The organism is Nostoc sp. GT001, assembly GCF_030382115.1.
Lineage (GTDB): Bacteria > Cyanobacteriota > Cyanobacteriia > Cyanobacteriales > Nostocaceae > Nostoc.
The window spans coordinates 478,008-497,277 of the sequence record NZ_JAUDRJ010000003.1 but is presented as its reverse complement, the minus strand read 5'-3'; the positions used below and the strand labels follow the sequence as shown (position 1 = coordinate 497,277).

The 19,270-nt window shown below is 42.9% G+C and carries 16 protein-coding genes; 10 read left to right on the top strand and 6 right to left on the bottom strand.

Translation table 11 applies throughout. The features are described from left to right. Positions 1–26 precede the first annotated feature (26 nt). Positions 27–152 (top strand): hypothetical protein, encoded by a 126-nt coding sequence (locus QUD05_RS04985; RefSeq protein WP_289795122.1) that lies wholly within the window; start codon positions 27–29, stop codon positions 150–152. A 45-nt stretch (positions 153–197) separates the two neighbouring features. Here the strand turns inward: QUD05_RS04985 and QUD05_RS04980 are convergent, their stop codons facing one another. The 5 genes from QUD05_RS04980 to QUD05_RS04960 form a co-directional block, all read right to left on the bottom strand. After that, on the bottom strand, positions 198–2,525 hold the full coding sequence (locus QUD05_RS04980) for a two-partner secretion domain-containing protein (RefSeq protein WP_289795121.1): 2,328 nt from the start codon (positions 2,523–2,525) through the stop codon (positions 198–200). A 532-nt stretch (positions 2,526–3,057) separates the two neighbouring features. Then, on the bottom strand, positions 3,058–3,339 hold the full coding sequence (locus QUD05_RS04975) for a hypothetical protein (RefSeq protein WP_289795120.1): 282 nt from the start codon (positions 3,337–3,339) through the stop codon (positions 3,058–3,060). Positions 3,340–4,179: 840 nt separating this feature from the next. Next, the gene (locus tag QUD05_RS04970) at positions 4,180–6,642 is read right to left on the bottom strand and encodes a two-partner secretion domain-containing protein (RefSeq protein WP_289795119.1); all 2,463 of its coding nucleotides are present in this window, start codon (positions 6,640–6,642) and stop codon (positions 4,180–4,182) included. Between the two features lie 168 nt (positions 6,643–6,810). Further along, the gene (locus QUD05_RS04965; RefSeq protein WP_289795118.1) at positions 6,811–7,137 is read right to left on the bottom strand and encodes a hypothetical protein; all 327 of its coding nucleotides are present in this window, start codon (positions 7,135–7,137) and stop codon (positions 6,811–6,813) included. Positions 7,138–7,549: 412 nt separating this feature from the next. Next, the gene (locus QUD05_RS04960; RefSeq protein ID WP_289795117.1) at positions 7,550–8,377 is read right to left on the bottom strand and encodes a carbohydrate ABC transporter permease; all 828 of its coding nucleotides are present in this window, start codon (positions 8,375–8,377) and stop codon (positions 7,550–7,552) included. Positions 8,378–8,557: 180 nt separating this feature from the next. Here QUD05_RS04960 and QUD05_RS04955 point away from each other — a divergent pair, with 180 nt between their 5' ends. The 5 genes from QUD05_RS04955 to folE all read left to right on the top strand — a co-directional run bounded on the left by QUD05_RS04955 (position 8,558) and on the right by folE (position 13,420). Beyond that, complete coding sequence (locus tag QUD05_RS04955) at positions 8,558–9,256, top strand: aldehyde oxygenase (deformylating) (RefSeq protein WP_289795116.1); 699 nt, start codon at positions 8,558–8,560, stop codon at positions 9,254–9,256. Positions 9,257–9,382: 126 nt separating this feature from the next. Further along, positions 9,383–10,402, top strand: a complete 1,020-nt coding sequence (locus QUD05_RS04950; RefSeq protein WP_289795115.1) for a long-chain acyl-[acyl-carrier-protein] reductase — start codon at positions 9,383–9,385, stop codon at positions 10,400–10,402. Between the two features lie 148 nt (positions 10,403–10,550). Beyond that, entirely contained in the window at positions 10,551–11,531 is a 981-nt protein-coding gene (locus tag QUD05_RS04945) for an acetyl-CoA carboxylase carboxyltransferase subunit alpha (protein WP_094349744.1), read from the top strand. 355 nt (positions 11,532–11,886) lie between these two features. Further along, on the top strand, positions 11,887–12,612 hold the full coding sequence (locus QUD05_RS04940; RefSeq protein WP_289795114.1) for an SDR family oxidoreductase: 726 nt from the start codon (positions 11,887–11,889) through the stop codon (positions 12,610–12,612). A gap of 100 nt (positions 12,613–12,712) precedes the next feature. Next, positions 12,713–13,420 (top strand): GTP cyclohydrolase I FolE, encoded by a 708-nt coding sequence (gene folE / locus QUD05_RS04935; RefSeq protein ID WP_289795113.1) that lies wholly within the window; start codon positions 12,713–12,715, stop codon positions 13,418–13,420. 74 nt (positions 13,421–13,494) lie between these two features. Here the strand turns inward: folE and QUD05_RS04930 are convergent, their stop codons facing one another. Further along, positions 13,495–14,139 (bottom strand): phosphoribosylanthranilate isomerase, encoded by a 645-nt coding sequence (locus QUD05_RS04930; protein ID WP_289795112.1) that lies wholly within the window; start codon positions 14,137–14,139, stop codon positions 13,495–13,497. A gap of 121 nt (positions 14,140–14,260) precedes the next feature. On the opposite strand from QUD05_RS04930, the gene psaK reads away from it, so the two are divergent. The 4 genes from psaK (at position 14,261) to QUD05_RS04910 (ending at position 18,784) form a co-directional block, all read left to right on the top strand. Then, positions 14,261–14,515 carry a photosystem I reaction center subunit PsaK gene (gene psaK, locus QUD05_RS04925; RefSeq protein WP_289795111.1) on the top strand — a complete coding sequence of 85 codons (255 nt, stop codon included), beginning with the start codon at positions 14,261–14,263 and terminating at the stop codon, positions 14,513–14,515. 359 nt (positions 14,516–14,874) lie between these two features. Then, positions 14,875–16,071 carry a site-2 protease family protein gene (locus tag QUD05_RS04920; RefSeq protein ID WP_289795110.1) on the top strand — a complete coding sequence of 399 codons (1,197 nt, stop codon included), beginning with the start codon at positions 14,875–14,877 and terminating at the stop codon, positions 16,069–16,071. A gap of 257 nt (positions 16,072–16,328) precedes the next feature. Beyond that, a complete protein-coding gene (der, locus tag QUD05_RS04915; protein WP_289795109.1) occupies positions 16,329–17,699 on the top strand; it encodes a ribosome biogenesis GTPase Der in 1,371 nt (456 codons plus the stop codon). 167 nt (positions 17,700–17,866) lie between these two features. Then, positions 17,867–18,784, top strand: coding sequence for an energy-coupling factor transporter transmembrane component T family protein (locus tag QUD05_RS04910; protein WP_289795108.1), 918 nt, complete (start codon positions 17,867–17,869; stop codon positions 18,782–18,784). Positions 18,785–19,270 lie beyond the last annotated feature (486 nt).

The following is a 19,270-nucleotide window of genomic DNA, read 5'->3' as shown; positions in this document are numbered from 1 at the left end:
CAATAACCACCTGACTCCAGGTTTCTATGTCAACAACTATCATTGAACCCATTGTCACTTGGGAAAAGTTACCTGATGACTTTCCTTTACCCGATGAGCCTGTGGATAATATTCAACAAGAGCAGCAATTGCGTAGGCGTAGCCCGCCGTAGGTATTGTGCATAACAAAGTTACGAAATATCGCCATATCTCAAATTTTAATGAGCAGGGCAAGATGTAGGGGTGAGCGAGGAATTATGGGGCAATTCTGTAGGTACTTGAGCAACCAGAACTACGTTCCCATTGGCATCCATTACCCAGCCTTGGGCTTCTACAATTTGAATAGGTTCGTTGACAGAATTAACTTTCTGTGATTTTACTTCTGTGTTTCGCTGCGCCTGAACAACGGCTCTTTTCTTAATACCGCCAGCACGATTCCGACTCTCTGGAGGTAGCGCGATCCAATCTGCTAGCACTGCATCATCAGCTATCAATGGCTGGGTGGGATCGGCTACTAGTCCTCCACGTCCAGTGGTAATAAATGAACTTCTTGCTATTTTTCCACCAGAACTACAACTAGCAGCAATTTGCCGCGAAGCATCAACCAGATTTACGGGTAGTTCCACTAATCCCCTACTGAGATCAGCATCTGGTGAGTTGATTTGTACAGTGCCATTTAATGAAGGGTTTTGCTGAGAAAACGCCGTGATGTCATTTGTTTGGAGATTATTTGGGTCTTTTTCTTTTGGATCAAGCTTCTCTACGTCTGCACCTGTGCGGGGTACAAAACCAAAGATGTTCTTAGCAGTGATTGTGATTTTACCACCAGAGCCAGAGACGGTGTTGGCGGTGATATCGCTATTTCCTAAGAGACTGGCGGCAAGGAAACCATTAGGTGCTTTGATAGTAATATTACCGCCATCTCCATCACCCCTGGCGTTAGTGGTTATTTGACTGTTGCCGCGTATCAGTAATAAGTCCTGCACCTGTAGCGAAATATTACCGCCCCGACCTAATTCACTATCAGATGTGAGACTTCCTTGATTGTCCAGAAGAATCGATCTAGCAGTGATATTGAGATCGCCTGCTTTTCCTGAGCTAAATACATCCTCTGTGTATTTGAAATAGTCTGGAAGAAGTTGACTGCTCACAGTTACTTTAGCTCCGTTCCGGATAATTAATTCTTTTGTATCAATTATTACATTACCCGCATCTCCAGAAGTATTTGTAGAAGCAAACAAACCAGTGGACGCACTTGTTAAGCTTCCAATTAGCTCTACCGAAGAGGCGTTTACAGTCAAATTTCCTCCTTTTCCTGTACCAGCTATTTGCTCTAATGCAGTAGAATCTGTTGCTACCTGTCCCCCATCTTCAATAAGTAACCTGCCAGTGTTAATATTTATGTCACCCGCCTTTCCGGCAACAGTAGTTGAACTCAACAATCCACTAGGTCGTCTATCATTACTATCTGGCAAGGGAAAGCCACCAATCACCTCCACAGATTCTGAAGCATTTAAGGTCAACTTTCCTCCATCACCCTTGCCCAAAGTAGTAGTGCTTACTTGTGCTCCATCCCGAATGATTATTTTCTTGCTAGTAATCGTTAAATCTCCGCCATTTCCAACACCCGTAGTCTGAGTTTTTAAAACTACAGGACCAGTTAGTTCCACTAAGTTACCCTGGATTTGGATATTGCCGCCACTGCCATCTCTATTACTAGCACTGACCTGAGATGCAATCTTATTACCGTCAACAGTTAATCGAATATCTTGGAAATTCTGGACACCTTGATATCCTAAAATCCAACCTTGGTCTGTTGGTTTAAGGTCGACCAGACTATTACTAGCAACACTTCCTAACTCAATTCGTCCTGACGCTGCTGTTAAATTTCCGCCCTCCAGAGTTATGTCGCCACCTACAAGTGCCAAGGTTTTATTTGGCTGTACTTGTAGACCAACAGGTATATTAGTTGTCACGTCATCTGAGCTAGGTGCTTGAGATTGATTGTGGATGAACGCCGCAGTTGTGCCGAATTGTAAGCCATTGGGAACATTTACCGTTAGCAGAGGTGGGGTTTGTGGATCTGTGGCACTAAATTTAGTTCCATCGGTAAAGTTTAGGCTACTCGCTGTACTCGCCACAAATGAGCCGCCAATTTGTAAAGAAGAATTGGGACCAAAAATTATTCCGTTAGGATTAATCAAAAATAGGTTGGCTGTACCATTAGCTTTAAGAATGCCATCAATATTAGAAACAGACTTACCTGTTACCCGGCTAATAATGTTCTGAACACTGTCAGCATTTTTAAATTCAGCAATGCTATTTTTAATTACGGAAAACTCCTTAAAACTGTGGAATAGATTGCGTCCACTTTGGGATAGGGTTCCACCTTCAATAATTGTGATATTACCCTGTAGTCTAACTTGAGAATTATTAGGTAAAGTATCATCCTGGGTAATTTGGGCAATAGCAGAGTTTGCAGAAAAGGCTATTGTACCAATGATGGCAATTCCTAGACCTTTAAACCAGACCCAACGAGTACTCATACTTAATGCACTCCTTCAAAGAATTAACAGTTGCTGAACAATGCTAACGCTGCATTTGTATTAAGTACACTACATTGAAATTGCTAATCTATAGAGTTGCTAAGAGGATGTTTTAAAAGGGTCTTTTACTATCCTAATTAGCACAGCAAAGTATCTTATTCGATAGCTAAAACCTTGATTTTTGTCCGGAGTTAACCCAAGTTACAACTACAAAATCATCCTTACTTCTAGGAGTTTTAAAACAACCTCTAAGAATATAGGACTCCAATTTAATTGTTGAAAAAATGCTGAGAATTAAAAGCCCATTATATCAGGGTTTTATCTAAAATTCTGTTCAAACATTAGATAGAATTCCTATATATTACAGCGCTTTTGAGGTACATGAGGTACACCAATTTCAGGGATAGTTTTTAAACTTTGAATTTGAATCGGTTTCTGTACCTCATAAACATCGAATCTGCTGTATTAACTTTCTATTGTTAACTATTACCTTAATTCTCAATAGAAAGTTAATTATTAAGTTGATACACAATTAAGGTCTACATACCCTTATACCTTGTTGGTTATACCAGCAGACCTCTTCTGCAAGTTTTTTAGATTGAATTACTCCTGTCAAATCCTTAATTTCTTGCTTGCTAACAGTATCATCAAATTCATTTGTTTTTAGGCCGATACTGGTCTGCAATTCTTCTTGAGAATCGTCTCCCACTACATCGTTATTTTTGCTCACAACACTCACCTCAGAGTTCTTCAGGTCTTCACTCAATTCGTTTTGAATATTGTTTGTTGACTGCCGTGTATTTTGAGAATTCATAATTTTCGCTCTTTTTGCAGACTGGTAAATGTATAAACTTATCTTGTGATGTACTCAATTAACGTGAGTTTGATTAGTACAGTTTGGCAACGAAGGAATCAATAATACAAAGTTTAGAGTGTAACGAAAGCATTAAGTTTCTAACGCTCTTGTGAACTCCGATAATTATGAATTCAGCTTGACTAGTTATAATTACGCATTGTGTTACAAAACTTCATATATTTGTGCTGGATTTGCTTAAAGAATTGATAAATCTGGCTACTCACCGTTGATTACTCAAGAGAATTGAGTAATTGATATCTCTTCAAGTCTCACACTCTGTTTATGATTTGGATAAGCTCACAGGCTTTATTAAGGCGATCGCTCGTATGAAGGTCATTGCAAATCAATGATTGCACTGGCGCACTGAATTCAGCCAAAAAAGCGATCGCTTGTATGAAGGTCATAGCAAATCAGCGATATCTACGAAGGTCTACGCCAACGCACTGATTTAATGGAAAGGGCGATCGCTTGTATGAATGTCATTGCAAAGAAGCGATCACACCACACTTGATTTGAGTAGAAGGGGCGATCGCACTGATATCATGTCCGCTTAATTACTTACTAAACCCCAAGAACCCCACCCCGCCAAAGCTGCGCTTTGTCTCCCCTCCCCGCAAGCGGGGAGGGGCTGGGGGTGGGGTGCAATGACTGTGGTTAGCATAACTAATTATGCGGACATGATATGACACCTGAATTCAGTCAAAAGAGCGATCGCTACATATAAAGTTCATTGCAAAGAGGCGATGTCTACGATGGGCTACGCCAACGCATTAACAAAAGTTATGAGAATCTCAATTTTTAGTTAGCACCGCAAAATGTAGCGACGAGCGAGGAGTTATGGGGCGATGCAGTGGGTACTTGAGCAACCAGAACCACATTCCCATTGGCATCTATAATCCACCCTTGGGCTTCTACAATTTGAGTAGGTTCATCGATAGAATTAACCTTCTGTGATTTTTCTTCTGTGTATCCCTGCGCCTGAATAACCACTTTTTTCTGAATACCACCAGCACGATTCTGACTCTCTGGAGGAAGGGCAATCCAATCTGCTAGCACTGCATCATCAGCTATCAATGGCTCCGTGGGATCGGCTTGTATTCCTCCACGCCCAGTAGTAAAAAACGAACTTCTTCCTATTTTTCCACCAGAACTACAACTAGCAACAATTTGCTGCGAAGCATCAACCAGATTTACAGGTAGTTCCACTAATCCTTTACTGGGGTCAGCATCTGGTGAGTTGATTTGTACAGTGCCACTTAATGAAGGGTTTTGCTGAGAAAATGCAGTGATGTCACTTGTTGAGATGTTATTCGGGTTTATATCTTTTGGATCAAATATCTCCACCTCTGCACGGGTGCGTGGCACAAATCCAAAGATATTCTTAGCGGCGATCGCAATTTTACCACCAGAACCAAAGTTGGCATTGGCGGTAATATCGCTATTTCCGAAAAGAGTGGCGACGAGAAAGCCATTAGGTGCATTGATGGTGATATTACCGCCAGTTTTATCACCTCCGGCATTAGTAGAGATTTGACTGTTGCGACGCATCAGTAATAAGTCCCGCACCTGTACCGCAATGTCACCGCCCTTACCTGACTCACTATTAGATGTGAGTTTTCCTTTATCCAGCAGAATGGAACGAGCGCTTATATTGAGTTCGCCTGCTAGACCTAAATTGGGTACATCCCCTTGATAGTTAACATTTTTTCGAGCTTCACTGCTGACAGTTATTGCCGCCCCATCTTTGATAATCAATTGCCCTGTAGTTAGGGTCAAGTTGCCGCCATTTCCAGTCCCTTGAGTCCCAGCAAACAAGCTACTGAGCCTAGAACCATTTGCTGAGGTTCCTATTAATTCTACGGACTCAGAGGCGTTCACTATCAAATCTCCTCCATCTCCTGTAGCTGGTATAAATTGGTTAGAAAAACGCCCAAGTATACCCTCAGAACTTGTTGATATTGCTGCCCCTCCCTCAATACGTAACTTTCCAGTATTAATTATTATGCTGCCAGCATTTGGAGTGCCATAAGTTGCACTAAATAATCCACTGGATGTTAAATCACTACCATCTGGCAAAGGAGAAATGGGGATGCCTGCAATTAGTTCTACGGAATCTGAGGCGTTGATGGTCAATTGCCCCGCCAATCCCGACCCCAGATTGAACATTAAGACTTGCGCTCCATCTTTGACAATCAACTTTCTGGTAGTGATATTTATATCTCCAGAGTTTCCAGTGTCGAAAGTTCCAGTAGACAAGAACGCATTTAGTCCAAGTTCTACAGATTCGGAAGCGTTCACTGTCAAATTTCCTCCTGGTTGCGTTCCCAGGCTAAGAGCCAAAATTTGTGAACCGTCAGTCACCAATACTCGTTGTCCTTGCAGGTGGATATTACCGCCACCTTTGCCACTGGTATCTATAGTAGATGGAATCTCACTTTGCTGGGTGAGTTCGATGTTCTGAAAATTTTGAACACCTTCATATCCTAATACCCAACCTTGATTCGTTGAATTCAGACCAACCAAACTATTGCCAGCAACGCTTCCTAACTCAATTCTTCCCCCACTTGCCGTTAAATTTCCGCCCTCTAGCGTTATATTACCGCCTATAAGTGCTAGGGTTTTGCCTTGCTGCACCTGTAGACCAACACCTTGTCCGAAGGTATTAATTGTATTATTGGGACTTGCTTGGGATTGATTGCGGATGGGCGCCGCATTTGTTCCGAATTGTAAACCTATAGGAACACTTTCTGTGAGTAGAGGTGCAGTTTGACTAGATGTAGCACTAAAGTTTGTACCATCAGCAAAGTTCACACTACTCGCCGTACTCGCCACAAATGAACCGCCAATATTTAAAGAAGCATTGGTACCAAAAACAATGCCGTTAGGATTAATCAAAAATACGTTAGCTGTACCGTTAGCTTTGAGAATGCCATCTATATTAGAAACAGAATTGCCTGTCACCCGACTGATAATGTTCTGAATATTGATTGCATTGTTAAAATGGGCTGTCCTTCCCGCAGAGATAGAAAATTTTTCAAAGCTGTGGAGCAAGCTTGTACCACGAACTGCTCCACCATCAATCTGGTCTATAGGCTGACCATCAATGAGCTTTGGTGTAATGATCGAACTTTCAGATCCAAGTGTGGCATCTTTTTGAATTTGAGCTAAGGCAAAACTCTCAGCAAAAATGAGCACTCTAGCAATTACTAAAGTACTCACTATTCCTAACTTCCAGTGGCAACTGCTTCGATTTTGAGACATGAAAAACTGGCTCTCAAAACATCAGAGTTTATTAAAATACTGCTTTTTGCTAATTAGCGATGTTAGTACGCTGAGGTTATCTTTGTAGCCTAACTACTACATAAAAGCAAAGTTTAGTATTTTTACATTTACTAGAATAAACTCTTTGCAGTCCGAAGATTAAATTATTTAGCAGTTACAGCCTAAAGGGCTACCAGTTGATGGACAAGGGATACACAATGCTTTTTTGACTAACACAATTTCTGGTATTGAAGGTCTTGGAGTTGTTGGCAATAATGCATTGGGTTGCTGTTCATCAACTGCATCATCTGATTTGAGTTGATTGGGATCGAGATTACACTGCCAATGAATTCTCAAGACTCTGTACTCTAATAAGCCGTACTTTTCAAGCACTGAATGTAAGTCAGCGTTTTCTAGGCTTTCATTCATTTTCTGCTGAATCTCTTCTTGTAACTGCTGTAATATTTGAGGATCTATGACTTGTTGAGAACTCATGAGTGTTTTCGTTCCTGACGGGATGTGTATAATTACTGCTTCAGTTTAGTTAGCAATGATTACGCTCAGTGTCATAAAAGTTCATAATTTTCCTGCGGGATTTTCTTTACAGCTATTTTTATTAATACCAATTCAAATTATTTACAGCACTTCCGGCAGCTATGAGGTACATCCTCAAAGCTGAAAGCTATGATAGAAAAGGGCAAAAAGAAAAACTGTACTGTATTGCATAATAGCTGTCAGTGCTTTAACCCAAGTTTTTCTAGTCCTCTTCTAGAGGACTTGCACCATTAGACAGGGAATTCTATTCCCTGGCGGTCTGTATTGCATAATAGCTGTCAGTGCTGTATTGTCGAGTGGGCGTCTCGTCTAGTAACTCAAATCGGGCTTCCACTTACCGCCTGTTTCTCCACTAATTCTTAATCCCCGTCGCAGCAATACCTTGAAGAAATTGACGCTGACCGATGAGGAATAATACCATCACTGGCACTGTTGCTATTGTCACTGCCGCCATCATCAAGGGCCAATTATTCGTAAATTGCTCCTGAAACTCAGCCAACGCTAGTTGCACCGTTCTTAATTCTGGCCTTGTGGTAAATACTAGAGGCTTAAACAAATCATTCCACTCACCGATGAATGTGAACAAAAACAGCGTCACCAATGCTGGACGGGCTAAAGGTAACATCACCCGCCACAAAATTTGCAGTCGATTCGCCCCATCTATAGCTGCGGCTTCCTCTAATTCCACGGGAATTGTCTGGAAATACTGACGTAATAAAAAAATCCCAAATCCGCTAACCGCAGTGGGTAAAATCAGCGCCCAGTATGTATTTATCAGGTGTCCCCACTTCAATACCAAAAAGATGGGAATCACCAATAACTGAAAGGGAATTACTAAAGTTGCTAAAACGACTAATAGCAGTGCTTGGCGTCCCCGAAACTTCAATCGTGCTAGGGCGTAACCAGCCAAAGCAGAAGTGACAATCTGAAACGCCGTCACAGCGATCGCTACCAAGGTAGAATTAGCAAACGCCAGCAAAAATTTTCCTTGTTGCCATGCAACGCGGTAATTTGCTAAAGACCAGTTATTTTTGAACAAATTTTCTGGGCTGGCGGATGTCGGTGCAAAGGAGGTGAGAAAGACCACAAACAGCGGTAGTAGAACGATAAATGCCCCTAGCAGTAAGATTACTAGGCTCAAAAAATCACCAGATTTCACATTCAGGTTTGGTTTAGACATAACTTGAGCCGCAAAGCATTTATTTCGCTAGTACTAGAGCATTGCCCCCAGCAACCATTAATCTATAAACATAGTCTACTTGTTAAGTTAAATTAAACCACAGAGATTGTTACCCTCAATTCATAGGGTAAATTGAATCCTGGTGTCAAATAATTCAGGTTTACAGGAGTAAACATAACCATGCAGCAGCTTGCAGACCAATTTAAAGAATTAGATTTCAAGAGCGAAACATACAAAGATGCTTATAGCCGGATTAATGCGATCGTGATTGAAGGGGAACAAGAAGCCCATGAAAATTACATCACATTAGCCGAACTGCTGCCAGAATCTCATGATGAATTGATTCGCCTCTCGAAGATGGAAAGCCGTCACAAGAAAGGATTTGAAGCTTGTGGGCGCAATTTGAATGTTACCCCAGATTTGCAATTTGCCAAGGAATTTTTCTCTGGACTACACCAGAATTTCCAAACAGCAGCGGCGGAAGGCAAGGTCGTCACTTGTCTGTTGATTCAGTCTTTGATTATTGAATGTTTTGCGATCGCAGCATATAACATTTACATCCCCGTCGCCGACGCTTTTGCCCGCAAAATCACGGAAGGAGTAGTAAAAGAAGAATATAGCCATCTCAACTTTGGAGAAGTTTGGTTGAAAGAACATTTCACAGAATCAAAAGCTGAACTTGAACTTGCAAATCGCCATAACCTTCCCATAGTCTGGAGAATGCTTAACCAAGTAGAGGGTGATGCCCACACAATGGCAATGGAAAAAGATGCTTTGGTAGAAGATTTTATGATTCAATACGGTGAAGCATTAAGTAACATAGGCTTCACGACTCGCGATATCATGCGCTTGTCAGCCTACGGACTCATAGCCGCCTAACAAAGTGCTGAGTAACGAGTGCTGAGTGCTGAGTAGTTTAAATTCAGAACTCAGAACTCAGAACTCCTAACTCCTAACTCTACTAAATTCCACGCCTCAAGACAGCACAAGCCTAATAATCACTACATGTTTGGTCTAATTGGACATCTGACTAGTTTAGAACACGCTCAATCGGTAGCTAAAGAATTGGGATACCCAGAATATGCCGATCAAGGGCTAGACTTTTGGTGCAGCGCCCCACCGCAAATTGTCGATACCATTATTGTCACCAGTGTAACTGGGCAAAAAATTGAAGGACGGTATGTAGAATCTTGCTTTTTGCCAGAGATGCTGGCTAGTCGCCGCATCAAAGCCGCGACGCGCAAAATCCTCAACGCGATGGCTCACGCACAAAAGCATGGCATTAACATTACAGCTTTAGGCGGATTTTCGTCGATTATTTTTGAAAACTTTAAGTTAGACCAGTTTAGCCAAGTCCGCAACATTAAACTAGAGTTTGAACGCTTCACTACAGGAAACACACATACTGCCTACATTATTTGTAAGCAGGTGGAAGAAGCCTCAAAACAATTGGGAATCGATCTATCAAAAGCGACTGTTGCTATATGTGGGGCAACTGGAGATATTGGTAGTGCAGTTACCCGCTGGCTAGATGCGAAAACAGATGTCCAAGAACTTTTGTTGATCGCCCGCGATCAAGAACGTCTCAAAGAGTTACAAGACGAACTGGGACGAGGGAAAATCATGGGTTTGACAGAAGCACTGCCCCAAGCCGATGTTGTAGTTTGGGTTGCTAGTATGCCCAGAGGCGTGGAAATTGACCCGACCACTTTGAAACAACCCTGTTTGTTGATTGATGGTGGCTATCCGAAAAACTTAGCAACAAAAGTTCAGCATCCTGGTGTATTTGTGTTAAATGGTGGGATTGTCGAGCATTCCCTAGATATTGACTGGAAAATTATGAAAATCGTCAATATGGACGTGCCAGCCCGTCAGCTGTTTGCTTGTTTTGCCGAATCAATGCTGTTGGAATTTGAGAAGTTATACACGAACTTTTCGTGGGGACGGAATCAGATTACCGTAGACAAAATGGAGCAGATTGGTAAGGTATCAGTGAAACATGGATTTAGACCGCTGCTGGTTTAACTGTAAAAGTTAGGAGTTAAAAGTTAGAAGTTAAGAGTTAATAACTTTCATCAGTACACGCCTTCTAATACCTAACTCCTCACTCCTAACTCCTAACTCCTCATCCCTCACTCTGAAAAACTCATAACTCGTACTTATAACCCCTACGATGGCAACTACTGAGCGTAAACCGCTACTGTTAGATTTTGAAAAGCCCCTAGCAGAACTCGCAACCCGAATCGATCAAATTCGGCAACTTGCAGAAGAAAACGGCGTTGATGTTTCTGGTCAAATTCGTCAACTAGAAGCACGCGCCATGCAACTACGTGAGGAAATTTTCACTAGTCTATCCCCGTCTCAGCGATTGCAAGTCGCTCGTCATCCGCGTCGCCCTAGTACTCTCGATTACATTCAGGCAATTAGTGATGAATGGATGGAATTGCATGGCGATCGCTGTGGTGGTGACGATCCGGCTTTAGTTGGTGGTGTTGGTCGTCTGAGTGGGCAACCTGTGGTGATGTTGGGTCATCAAAAAGGGCGCGATACTAAAGACAATATTGCCCGTAACTTTGGAATGCCTTACCCTGGCGGCTATCGCAAAGCTATGCGGTTGATGGAACACGCCAACAAGTTTAGTATGCCGATACTAACTTTTATCGACACGCCGGGAGCTTGGTCTGGGGTAGAAGCAGAACACCAAGGTCAAGGAGAAGCGATCGCTTACAACTTGCGTGAAATGTTCTGTTTGGATGTGCCAATTATCTGCACAGTCATTGGTGAAGGTGGTTCTGGTGGCGCACTCGGTATTGGCGTAGGCGATCGCCTACTCATGTTTGAACACTCCGTTTATACCGTCGCCACTCCCGAAGCCTGTGCCGCAATTTTGTGGAAAGACGCTGGTAAGGCTCCTCAAGCCGCTGTGGCGCTAAAAATTATTTCCCATGACCTGAAAAAGTTGGGAATTATCGACCAAATACTGCCTGAACCCACTGGTGGCGCTCATTCTGACCCCTTAAAAGCCGCTACCACTCTCAAGCAAGTACTGATGGAAAATTTAGACGAACTCAATCGTTTAACCGCTCCAGAACGCCGCCAACTGCGCTATGAAAAATTCCGCAAAATTGGTGTTTTTACAGAAGTTGCCCACTAACGGCACTGCATAATGATTTATTAGTAAAGCAGCAATGCTATAATTGCCTATGTGCTTAAAGATTTTTAACAATCTAGCCATAGGCATTTGCATGTTTGGCAAATCTACTCAATTTGATTGAGTGGGTTTTGTCTTATGTAAATAATCTAATTTGAATGTACGGCGTGGTTTTCCAGGCAACAATTTGTTGTCTTCACTCTTAAAACCCACAAGATGGGGAGTATTGTGCTGCATCATAGCATTTGCTTAATGGAAATCATCATATTTTTAGATTCCTTTAATCTATCCAAACCAAGAAGTGTGAATAATGGGGTGGTAATCGGCTTTGGGAACTGCCAAAAAATTGGGAGACACCATGAGTGTTGAGCAAAAACGACGCGCCCTGATTACTGGGGCAAGTAGTGGAATTGGGAAAGCAACGGCTTTAGCCTTTGCAAAAGCGGGAATAGATATCGCCTTAGTCAGCCGTTCTTTGGATAAGTTGGAGGCGGTAAGAGAAGCCGTAGAGCATACTGGGGTCGAAGCTAAAGCTTACGCTGTAGATTTAGCGCGGATTTCCGAAGTCAAAGACAAGATCCAAGCGATCGCCCTTGACTTTGGTGATATAGACATTCTGGTAAACAGCGCGGGCATTGCCTATACAGCTACTTTGAGCGAAACTCCCCTAGAAGACTGGCAGCAAGTAATTAACTTGAATCTCACCAGCGTGTTTGGGTGCATTGTGGGGATTTTACCTTCAATGCGCGATCGGGGCACAGGCACAATTATCAACGTCGCCTCAATTGCTGCCAAGCAACCCTTTCCCGGTTGGGGAGCATATAGCGTCAGCAAAGCGGGTCTGATAGCCCTCTCTCAAACCCTGGCACAAGAAGAACGCACTCACGGCATTCGGGTCACAGCTATTTGTCCCGGCGCAGTCAATACCGAACTTTGGGATACAGAAACAGTCCATGTCAACTTAGACCGTTCCAAAATGTTAACCCCGGAAATTGTAGCTCAGTCAATTCTCTACACAGTTCTGTTACCACAACAGGCAGTTATTGATGAAATGACCCTAATGCCCAGCGCTGGCGCACTCTAATTGCGAAGTTAGAAGTTAAGAGTTAGGAGTTAGAATTTTTAACTCATAACTCATAACTCATAACTCATAACTAAATTAAAACCATAACCAAGACTGAATCATGACTATTGCTAGTTCCAACGGTTCCAATTGCTCTCAATCGCCTCTGATTCCCGACTTGGCAGAAGCCATAACTCCTAGACCCGATCGCAATACTCATAACGGGCGACAACCGGATGTGTTCCCGCCAAAAGAGGAACAACTTGAGGAAATGAAGGATGCCGTGCGAGCAATAATATTGGGAGTTGGCGAAGACCCTGAACGCGAAGGACTCCTGAAAACACCCAAACGAGTAGCCGAGGCAATGCGGTTTCTTACCAGTGGCTACAACCAATCCCTTGAAGAACTCGTTAACGATGCCATCTTTGATGAAGGGCATAGCGAGATGGTACTAGTTAGAGACATTAATTTCTTTAGTTTGTGCGAACACCACATGCTGCCATTTATGGGTAGAGCGCACGTTGCTTATATTCCCAACCAAAAAGTTGTCGGACTGAGTAAGCTAGCTCGGATTGTTGAGATGTATTCCCGGCGCTTACAAGTACAAGAGAGACTAACTCGCCAAATTGCTGAAGCAATCCAGACGATTCTAGAACCTCAAGGCGTTGCCGTAGTAATGGAAGCTAGCCACATGTGTATGGTAATGCGTGGCGTTCAGAAACCAGGTTCTTGGACTGTCACTAGCGCAATGGTTGGTGTGTTCCAAGATGAGCACAAAACCCGCGAAGAATTTTTTAACTTGATTCGCCACCAACCAGCATTCTTTTGAGTGCTGTTAGCGAAAGCGGGGCGTTTAGCCCGTGCTGAGTTAGGAGTTAGGAGTTAATTCACAACTGATGACTCCTAACTTCTAAGTAACTCAATGTTCTTGAGACTGTGAAATAGGAGTGCTACTTTATCTAAATCCTTATCTCCTGGTGTCCGTTCCACACCACTAGATAAATCAACGCCGCTAGGATTAACCTGATTTAGGGCTTGCACAATATTATCGGCTGTTAATCCTCCTGCTAAAAGCCAAGGACAATTGGGGTTAAATTGCTCTAGCATCGTCCAATCTAAAGTTTTGCCTGTACCACCCAGTTGTTGCGGATGGTAGGCATCAAGTAGCAAAGTATCCACGTATTTTGTATAATTATTTGCTGTATCAAGATGCTCAAGACTACGAATTCTCAGTGCTTTAATAATTTCGACATTGGGTAAAGCTTGACGCAATTGGTCGCAAAAATCTGGTGATTCATCTCCGTGTAACTGCACACCAGTCAATCCAGAATCAGCAACTATCTGACTGATTTCAGCAATATTAAGATTGGCAAAAACCCCAATTTTGTCAATATTTGCCGGGAGTTCTGCCACTGCTGCCCGAATTTGAGATGTAGTCACGTAACGAGGTGAGTTTGGCACACAAATAAATCCTAGGGCCGTTGCGCCTAGAGAGGCGATCGCTATAGACTGCTGTGGTTGAGTAATGCCGCAAATCTTAACGCGCATGAATATTTAAAAAATTTAAACTAATCATCAGAAAAGTCTAAACTATCTAAAAAATTTTTGAGCCTTGTAATTTTATAATCTTGTAGGTCTACATTAAATTTTCCATTCAGGAGACAAAAGCTTGATTTCCTCTATTTTACTAGCAGCAGCTGCAACTGTTCCCGCAACACCTGCGTGGAATCCCACAGTAGGAATCATCATCAGCATCAGCAGCTTAGTAATGGTTTTACTAAGTACTAGGATTGAAAAACCCCTAGTTGGCCCCAAGTTCCCTATTCTGCCGATTAGTATTCCAACATTCGCTGCTGCTATGGCTTTTGGTCATATTATTGGCATTGGCATCGTTTTAGGATTGACTAACATCGGTCGTCTATAGTTTTGTGATGACAGAGGTGTTACTTGTAACCGCACTATCAATGCAAAACTCCTAAAAATGATTTTGGGCAGGGGGAGTAGGGAGTAGGGAGCAGAGGAGCAGGGGAGCAGAGGAGAAGTTACAGTGAGTCTTTCCCTTCTGCCCCTCTGTCCCTCTGCCTCCGCTTCCCTGCCTCTTATGCCTCATGCCCAATTCCCAATTCCAGAGTTTTGCTCACAGGCATTAATTGTCTATTCTAGAAATAAGGGCATTTCGTCACTCGTTACTACCGAATTGATGCTCAATATAAATGTGTATACGAATATGCATAGTATCTCAGTATAAAAAGTACTGATTATATCTAGTTTTAGGGCAGTGTAATGCAAACAAATTGGAGAATTGGGTCATTATTTGGAATTCCCCTGTTTTTAGACCCGTTATGGTTTGTGATTTTAGGGTTGGCAACCCTTAACTTTGGGGTAGCTTATCAGGAATGGGGGCCTGTTATAGCTTGGAGTGCTGGAATAGTTATGGCACTGCTGCTATTTGGTTCGGTGTTGTTACATGAGTTGGGTCATAGCTTAGTAGCCCGATCGCAAGGCATTAGAGTTAATTCAATTACCCTATTTATGTTTGGCGGGATTGCTGCCATTGAAGAAGAATCTAAAACTCCTTTCAAAGCCTTTCAAGTTGCGATCGCTAGCCCTTTGGTGAGTATCATCCTATTTGTCCTGCTCCGTCTGGCAGCTTTTGTAATACCTGATACTAATCCCCTCAGTGTCATGATTGGAGATTTGGCGAGAATTAACCTAGTGGTGGCTCTATTTAACCTAATTCCCGGCTTACCTTTAGATGGGGGACAAGTGTTAAAAGCAGCACTATGGCAAATCACAGGTAATCGTTTTCAATCCGTACACTGGGCTGCAAGGGCTGGGCAAATATTGGGTTATGCTGCGATCGCTTTCGGATTTGTTGTAGATTTCGTCACCAGAGAGTTAGTACTTGGTTTGTGGATTGCACTGTTAGGTTGGTTTGCTGTCCGCAACGCTAACACCTATGACAACATGACTACATTGCAAGAAAGCTTGCTCAAGGTGGTGGCGGGCGATGCAATGACCCGTGACTTTCGCGTAATTGATGCTGACCAGACATTACGTTCCTTTGCTGATTTGTACCTGTTGGAAACCACTCCCTCACAGGTTTATTTTGCTGCTTCTGATGGACGTTATCGGGGTCTAGTTTCCATTGACGATTTCCGTTTAACCCAAAGGGGTCAATGGGAAACCGAAACTTTACACAGCATAGTACATCCGTTGACAGAAATACCTACCGTTGCAGAGTCAACAGCGATCGCTGAGGTAATTAACAAGCTAGAAAATGAGCAGTTACCGAGAATTACCGTCCTGTCTCCTGCTGGTGCTGTAGCTGGTGTAATTGACCGGGGAGATATTGTGCGATCGCTGGCACAAAAGTTAAATTTACAGATAAGCGATGCTGAAATTAAGCGCATCAAGGAAGAAGGTAGCTATCCGCCTGGGTTGCAACTGGGAGTAATCGCGAAATCAGCTACAAATTAAACGTCACATCCTCGTCATAGGTTTGCAATAGATACGTCAAAAGCGTGTGTGATATTGAATTTGGTATTTGGTTACAAAATGCTTTTTTTGGGTAAAAGGTAGGATTTCCTACCTTTTTTATTTTTCAAAGTATGGTATTACCAAACAGCCCATCGTAGACATCGCCTCAGATGATGGGGAAATTATTAAAACTTCAAGTTTAAAGCGAGTAAAATGTAAGTACATGATATACTACGTCTCTCACTTACCCTGGTTTTATGGCACTGCCAATTGTTGCAATTATCGGACGCCCAAATGTGGGCAAATCCACCCTGGTTAATCGACTCGCCGGGGAACAAACGGCGATTGTCCATGATGAACCGGGAGTGACACGCGATCGCACTTATCTTCCAGCTTTCTGGAATGATCGTGAATTTTTAGTGGTGGACACTGGTGGTTTAGTTTTTAATGATGATACCGAATTTTTACCACTGATTCGCCAACAGGCAATGACAGCCCTTGCAGAAGCATGTGGCGCTATTTTTGTCGTCGATGGTCAAACAGGCCCCACATCGGCAGATTTAGAAATCGCCGAATGGATGCGCCAACAACCCGTCCCTGTACTACTAGCTGTAAATAAATGTGAATCGCCAGAACAAGGCTTAATGCAAGCTGCCGACTTTTGGGAATTGGGATTGGGCGAACCTTACCCCATCTCCGCGATTCATGGCAGTGGTACAGGGGAGTTACTCGACGAGTTAGTTAATCACATCCCTGCTATTGAAGACATTCCAGAAACGAATGAAATCAAAGTAGCAATTGTGGGACGCCCAAATGTGGGCAAATCGAGCTTACTCAATTCTTTTGTCGGGGAAGAAAGGGCAATTGTCAGCCCCATTTCCGGCACTACCCGCGATGCTATTGATACCGTCATTGAACGAGCCGGACAAACCTACCGCTTGATTGACACCGCCGGCATTCGTAAAAAGAAACACATCGAATACGGCACAGAATTCTTTAGTATTAACCGGGCTTTCAAAGCGATTCGTCGCGCTGACGTGGTTTTATTAGTAATAGATGCCGTAGATGGAGTCACCGAGCAAGACCAAAAACTAGCTGGGCGGATTATTGAAGAAGGCCGAGCTTGTATCATCGTCGTTAATAAATGGGATGCTGTCGAAAAAGACTCTTACACAATTTACGATTACGAAAAAACTCTGCAATCACGGTTACATTTTACCGAATGGGCAGAAACAATTTTTGTGAGTGCCTTGTCAGGACAACGGGTAGAAAAGATTTTAGAATTGGTGAAAACGGCGGCGGAATCACACAAACGCCGTGTCAGCACATCAGTGATTAATGAAGTCTTAACAGATGCCGTTAGCTGGCATTCACCGCCAGCATCCCGTGGTGGGCGTCAGGGTAAGATTTATTATGGTACACAAGTTAGCAGTCAACCACCAACGATCGCTCTATTTGTCAACGACTCGAAACGCTTCAACGACAACTACCGCCGCTACATTGAACGGCAATTTCGTCAACAGCTAGGATTTAAAGGCACGCCAATTATTTTGCTGTGGCGGAGCAAAAAAGTCCGTGATGCCGAAAGTGGTAATGTTAATAGAGCTACTCGCGTCAAAATAAGTTAGGAGTTAGGAGTTAAGAGTTAGGAGTTAGGAGTTATGAGTTAAAGTCAAAGTTGCTAACTTATAGAACCCTATCTACTTGAGTTTGATAGCGGTACAAGGTGAAAGTTATAAGTTAAAGTCAAAACTCCTAACTCCTCACTCCTAACTCCTAACTCTATAACTCTAAAATGGATTTATTGCGATCGCTGCCACTTGGACTTTATTTAGAACAACCCCAAACTTGGCTGCATAAAATCGATCCGCGAGTCAAGTTCGCCTGGTTGATGAGCTTTTTAACAAGCTATGTTTTAGCCAACAACAATTGGCGGGTGCTGCTGGTGGTAGTATTGATTCTTGCCACCTTGATTGCCAGAATTCCTCGACGTGTATGGCAGCAGCAAATGGGTTGGCTATTAATGCTATCGTTTTTTGTGTTAGTGATCGCAGCCATTAGTCCTGATGGATTGGGTGTAGATTATCAATCACGTTTGCCAGCTAACGAACAAATCTTAACCCAGCCAGCAAACTCTAATAATATTAAAGAGCCAGCAGCCGAGAAAAAAGCATACAGCTACGTGCTATTTCACAAAGGCCCGGTTAAAGTAACTCGCTACTCATTGAGTTTGGCAGTACGCCTGAGTACACTTATATTTACCGTCATTTACAGCACCAACCTCTATCTGCTGACAACCGCACCAGAAGAAATCACATCTGGCATAGAAAGCTTAATGCAACCCTTGCGACGCTTCAAGTTGCCTGTCACAGAAATTGCTTTAACTTTAACCTTGTCCTTGCGCTTTATTCCCTTGGTTTTAGAAGAAGTGCAAAATTTATTTCGCTCTGTGATGACAAGGGCAATTAATTGGAAAAAGCTGGGATTAAAAGGAGCATTCAAGGTTTGGATGACAGTCGCAGAGAGACTTTTGGAAAATCTCCTCTTACGAGCCGATCAAATGGCGAATGCCATGATGGTACGGGGTTTTACCAGTCCCAACGAGCATCGAGTCCAGTGGCACGATTTACGATTAAAAGGGCGTGACTGGCTGGCGATCGCAACTTTAATCTTATTCTGGGGAATACGGCTAGCTATAGGAACTCAGGCGTAATTTTGCACCGAGAAAATGGTAAGAGGTAATACAGCAGAATTCAGGAGCGATGCCCTGAGCCTGCCGAAGGGTCTAGAATGGGCTACGCCCCGCTGCGCTAACAGGAGTCAGAAGTAAAAAATTAAATCGGCGTCTCTACCAAAGACTGATTATTGTAGAGACGGCGATTCATCGCGTCTCTTGCCTTAACCGAATAGTATTGAGCTATAGGTAACAATATGGTAGGGTAATTTGAATAGCTAACCCAGCCATAAAATTGATCCCCTAACATTTCCTGTAGATTTTAGGTATTAACCAGCGTTGCGCGAACACTACAAATTAATCTTAAGATTTTTGACCGAGTACCCTTATGAATCTCTGCACAATGCTCAGACACCAATTCCACCATTGAAAATACTGGATAATCAATAGACTTTTTGCATAAATGATAGTTTTCTTTCCANGTACCCAATCCNNNCTCCCAATTTTGTGCCATNNNGCGACAGT

Bases quoted from the DNA above. Each gene is read 5' to 3' on its own strand.
- QUD05_RS04955 (WP_289795116.1), top strand. From the start codon at position 8,558: ATGCAGCAGCTTGCAGACCAATTTAAAGAATTAGATTTCAAGAGCGAA.
- QUD05_RS04945 (WP_094349744.1), top strand. From the start codon at position 10,551: ATGGCAACTACTGAGCGTAAACCGCTACTGTTAGATTTTGAAAAGCCC.
- folE (WP_289795113.1), top strand. From the start codon at position 12,713: ATGACTATTGCTAGTTCCAACGGTTCCAATTGCTCTCAATCGCCTCTG.
- QUD05_RS04970 (WP_289795119.1), bottom strand. From the start codon at position 6,642: ATGTCTCAAAATCGAAGCAGTTGCCACTGGAAGTTAGGAATAGTGAGT.
- QUD05_RS04980 (WP_289795121.1), bottom strand. From the start codon at position 2,525: ATGAGTACTCGTTGGGTCTGGTTTAAAGGTCTAGGAATTGCCATCATT.
- QUD05_RS04985 (WP_289795122.1), top strand. From the start codon at position 27: ATGTCAACAACTATCATTGAACCCATTGTCACTTGGGAAAAGTTACCT.
- QUD05_RS04930 (WP_289795112.1), bottom strand. From the start codon at position 14,139: ATGCGCGTTAAGATTTGCGGCATTACTCAACCACAGCAGTCTATAGCG.
- der (WP_289795109.1), top strand. From the start codon at position 16,329: ATGGCACTGCCAATTGTTGCAATTATCGGACGCCCAAATGTGGGCAAA.
- QUD05_RS04950 (WP_289795115.1), top strand. From the start codon at position 9,383: ATGTTTGGTCTAATTGGACATCTGACTAGTTTAGAACACGCTCAATCG.
- QUD05_RS04965 (WP_289795118.1), bottom strand. From the start codon at position 7,137: ATGAGTTCTCAACAAGTCATAGATCCTCAAATATTACAGCAGTTACAA.
- QUD05_RS04960 (WP_289795117.1), bottom strand. From the start codon at position 8,377: ATGTCTAAACCAAACCTGAATGTGAAATCTGGTGATTTTTTGAGCCTA.
- QUD05_RS04975 (WP_289795120.1), bottom strand. From the start codon at position 3,339: ATGAATTCTCAAAATACACGGCAGTCAACAAACAATATTCAAAACGAA.
- QUD05_RS04910 (WP_289795108.1), top strand. From the start codon at position 17,867: ATGGATTTATTGCGATCGCTGCCACTTGGACTTTATTTAGAACAACCC.
- QUD05_RS04920 (WP_289795110.1), top strand. From the start codon at position 14,875: ATGCAAACAAATTGGAGAATTGGGTCATTATTTGGAATTCCCCTGTTT.
- QUD05_RS04940 (WP_289795114.1), top strand. From the start codon at position 11,887: ATGAGTGTTGAGCAAAAACGACGCGCCCTGATTACTGGGGCAAGTAGT.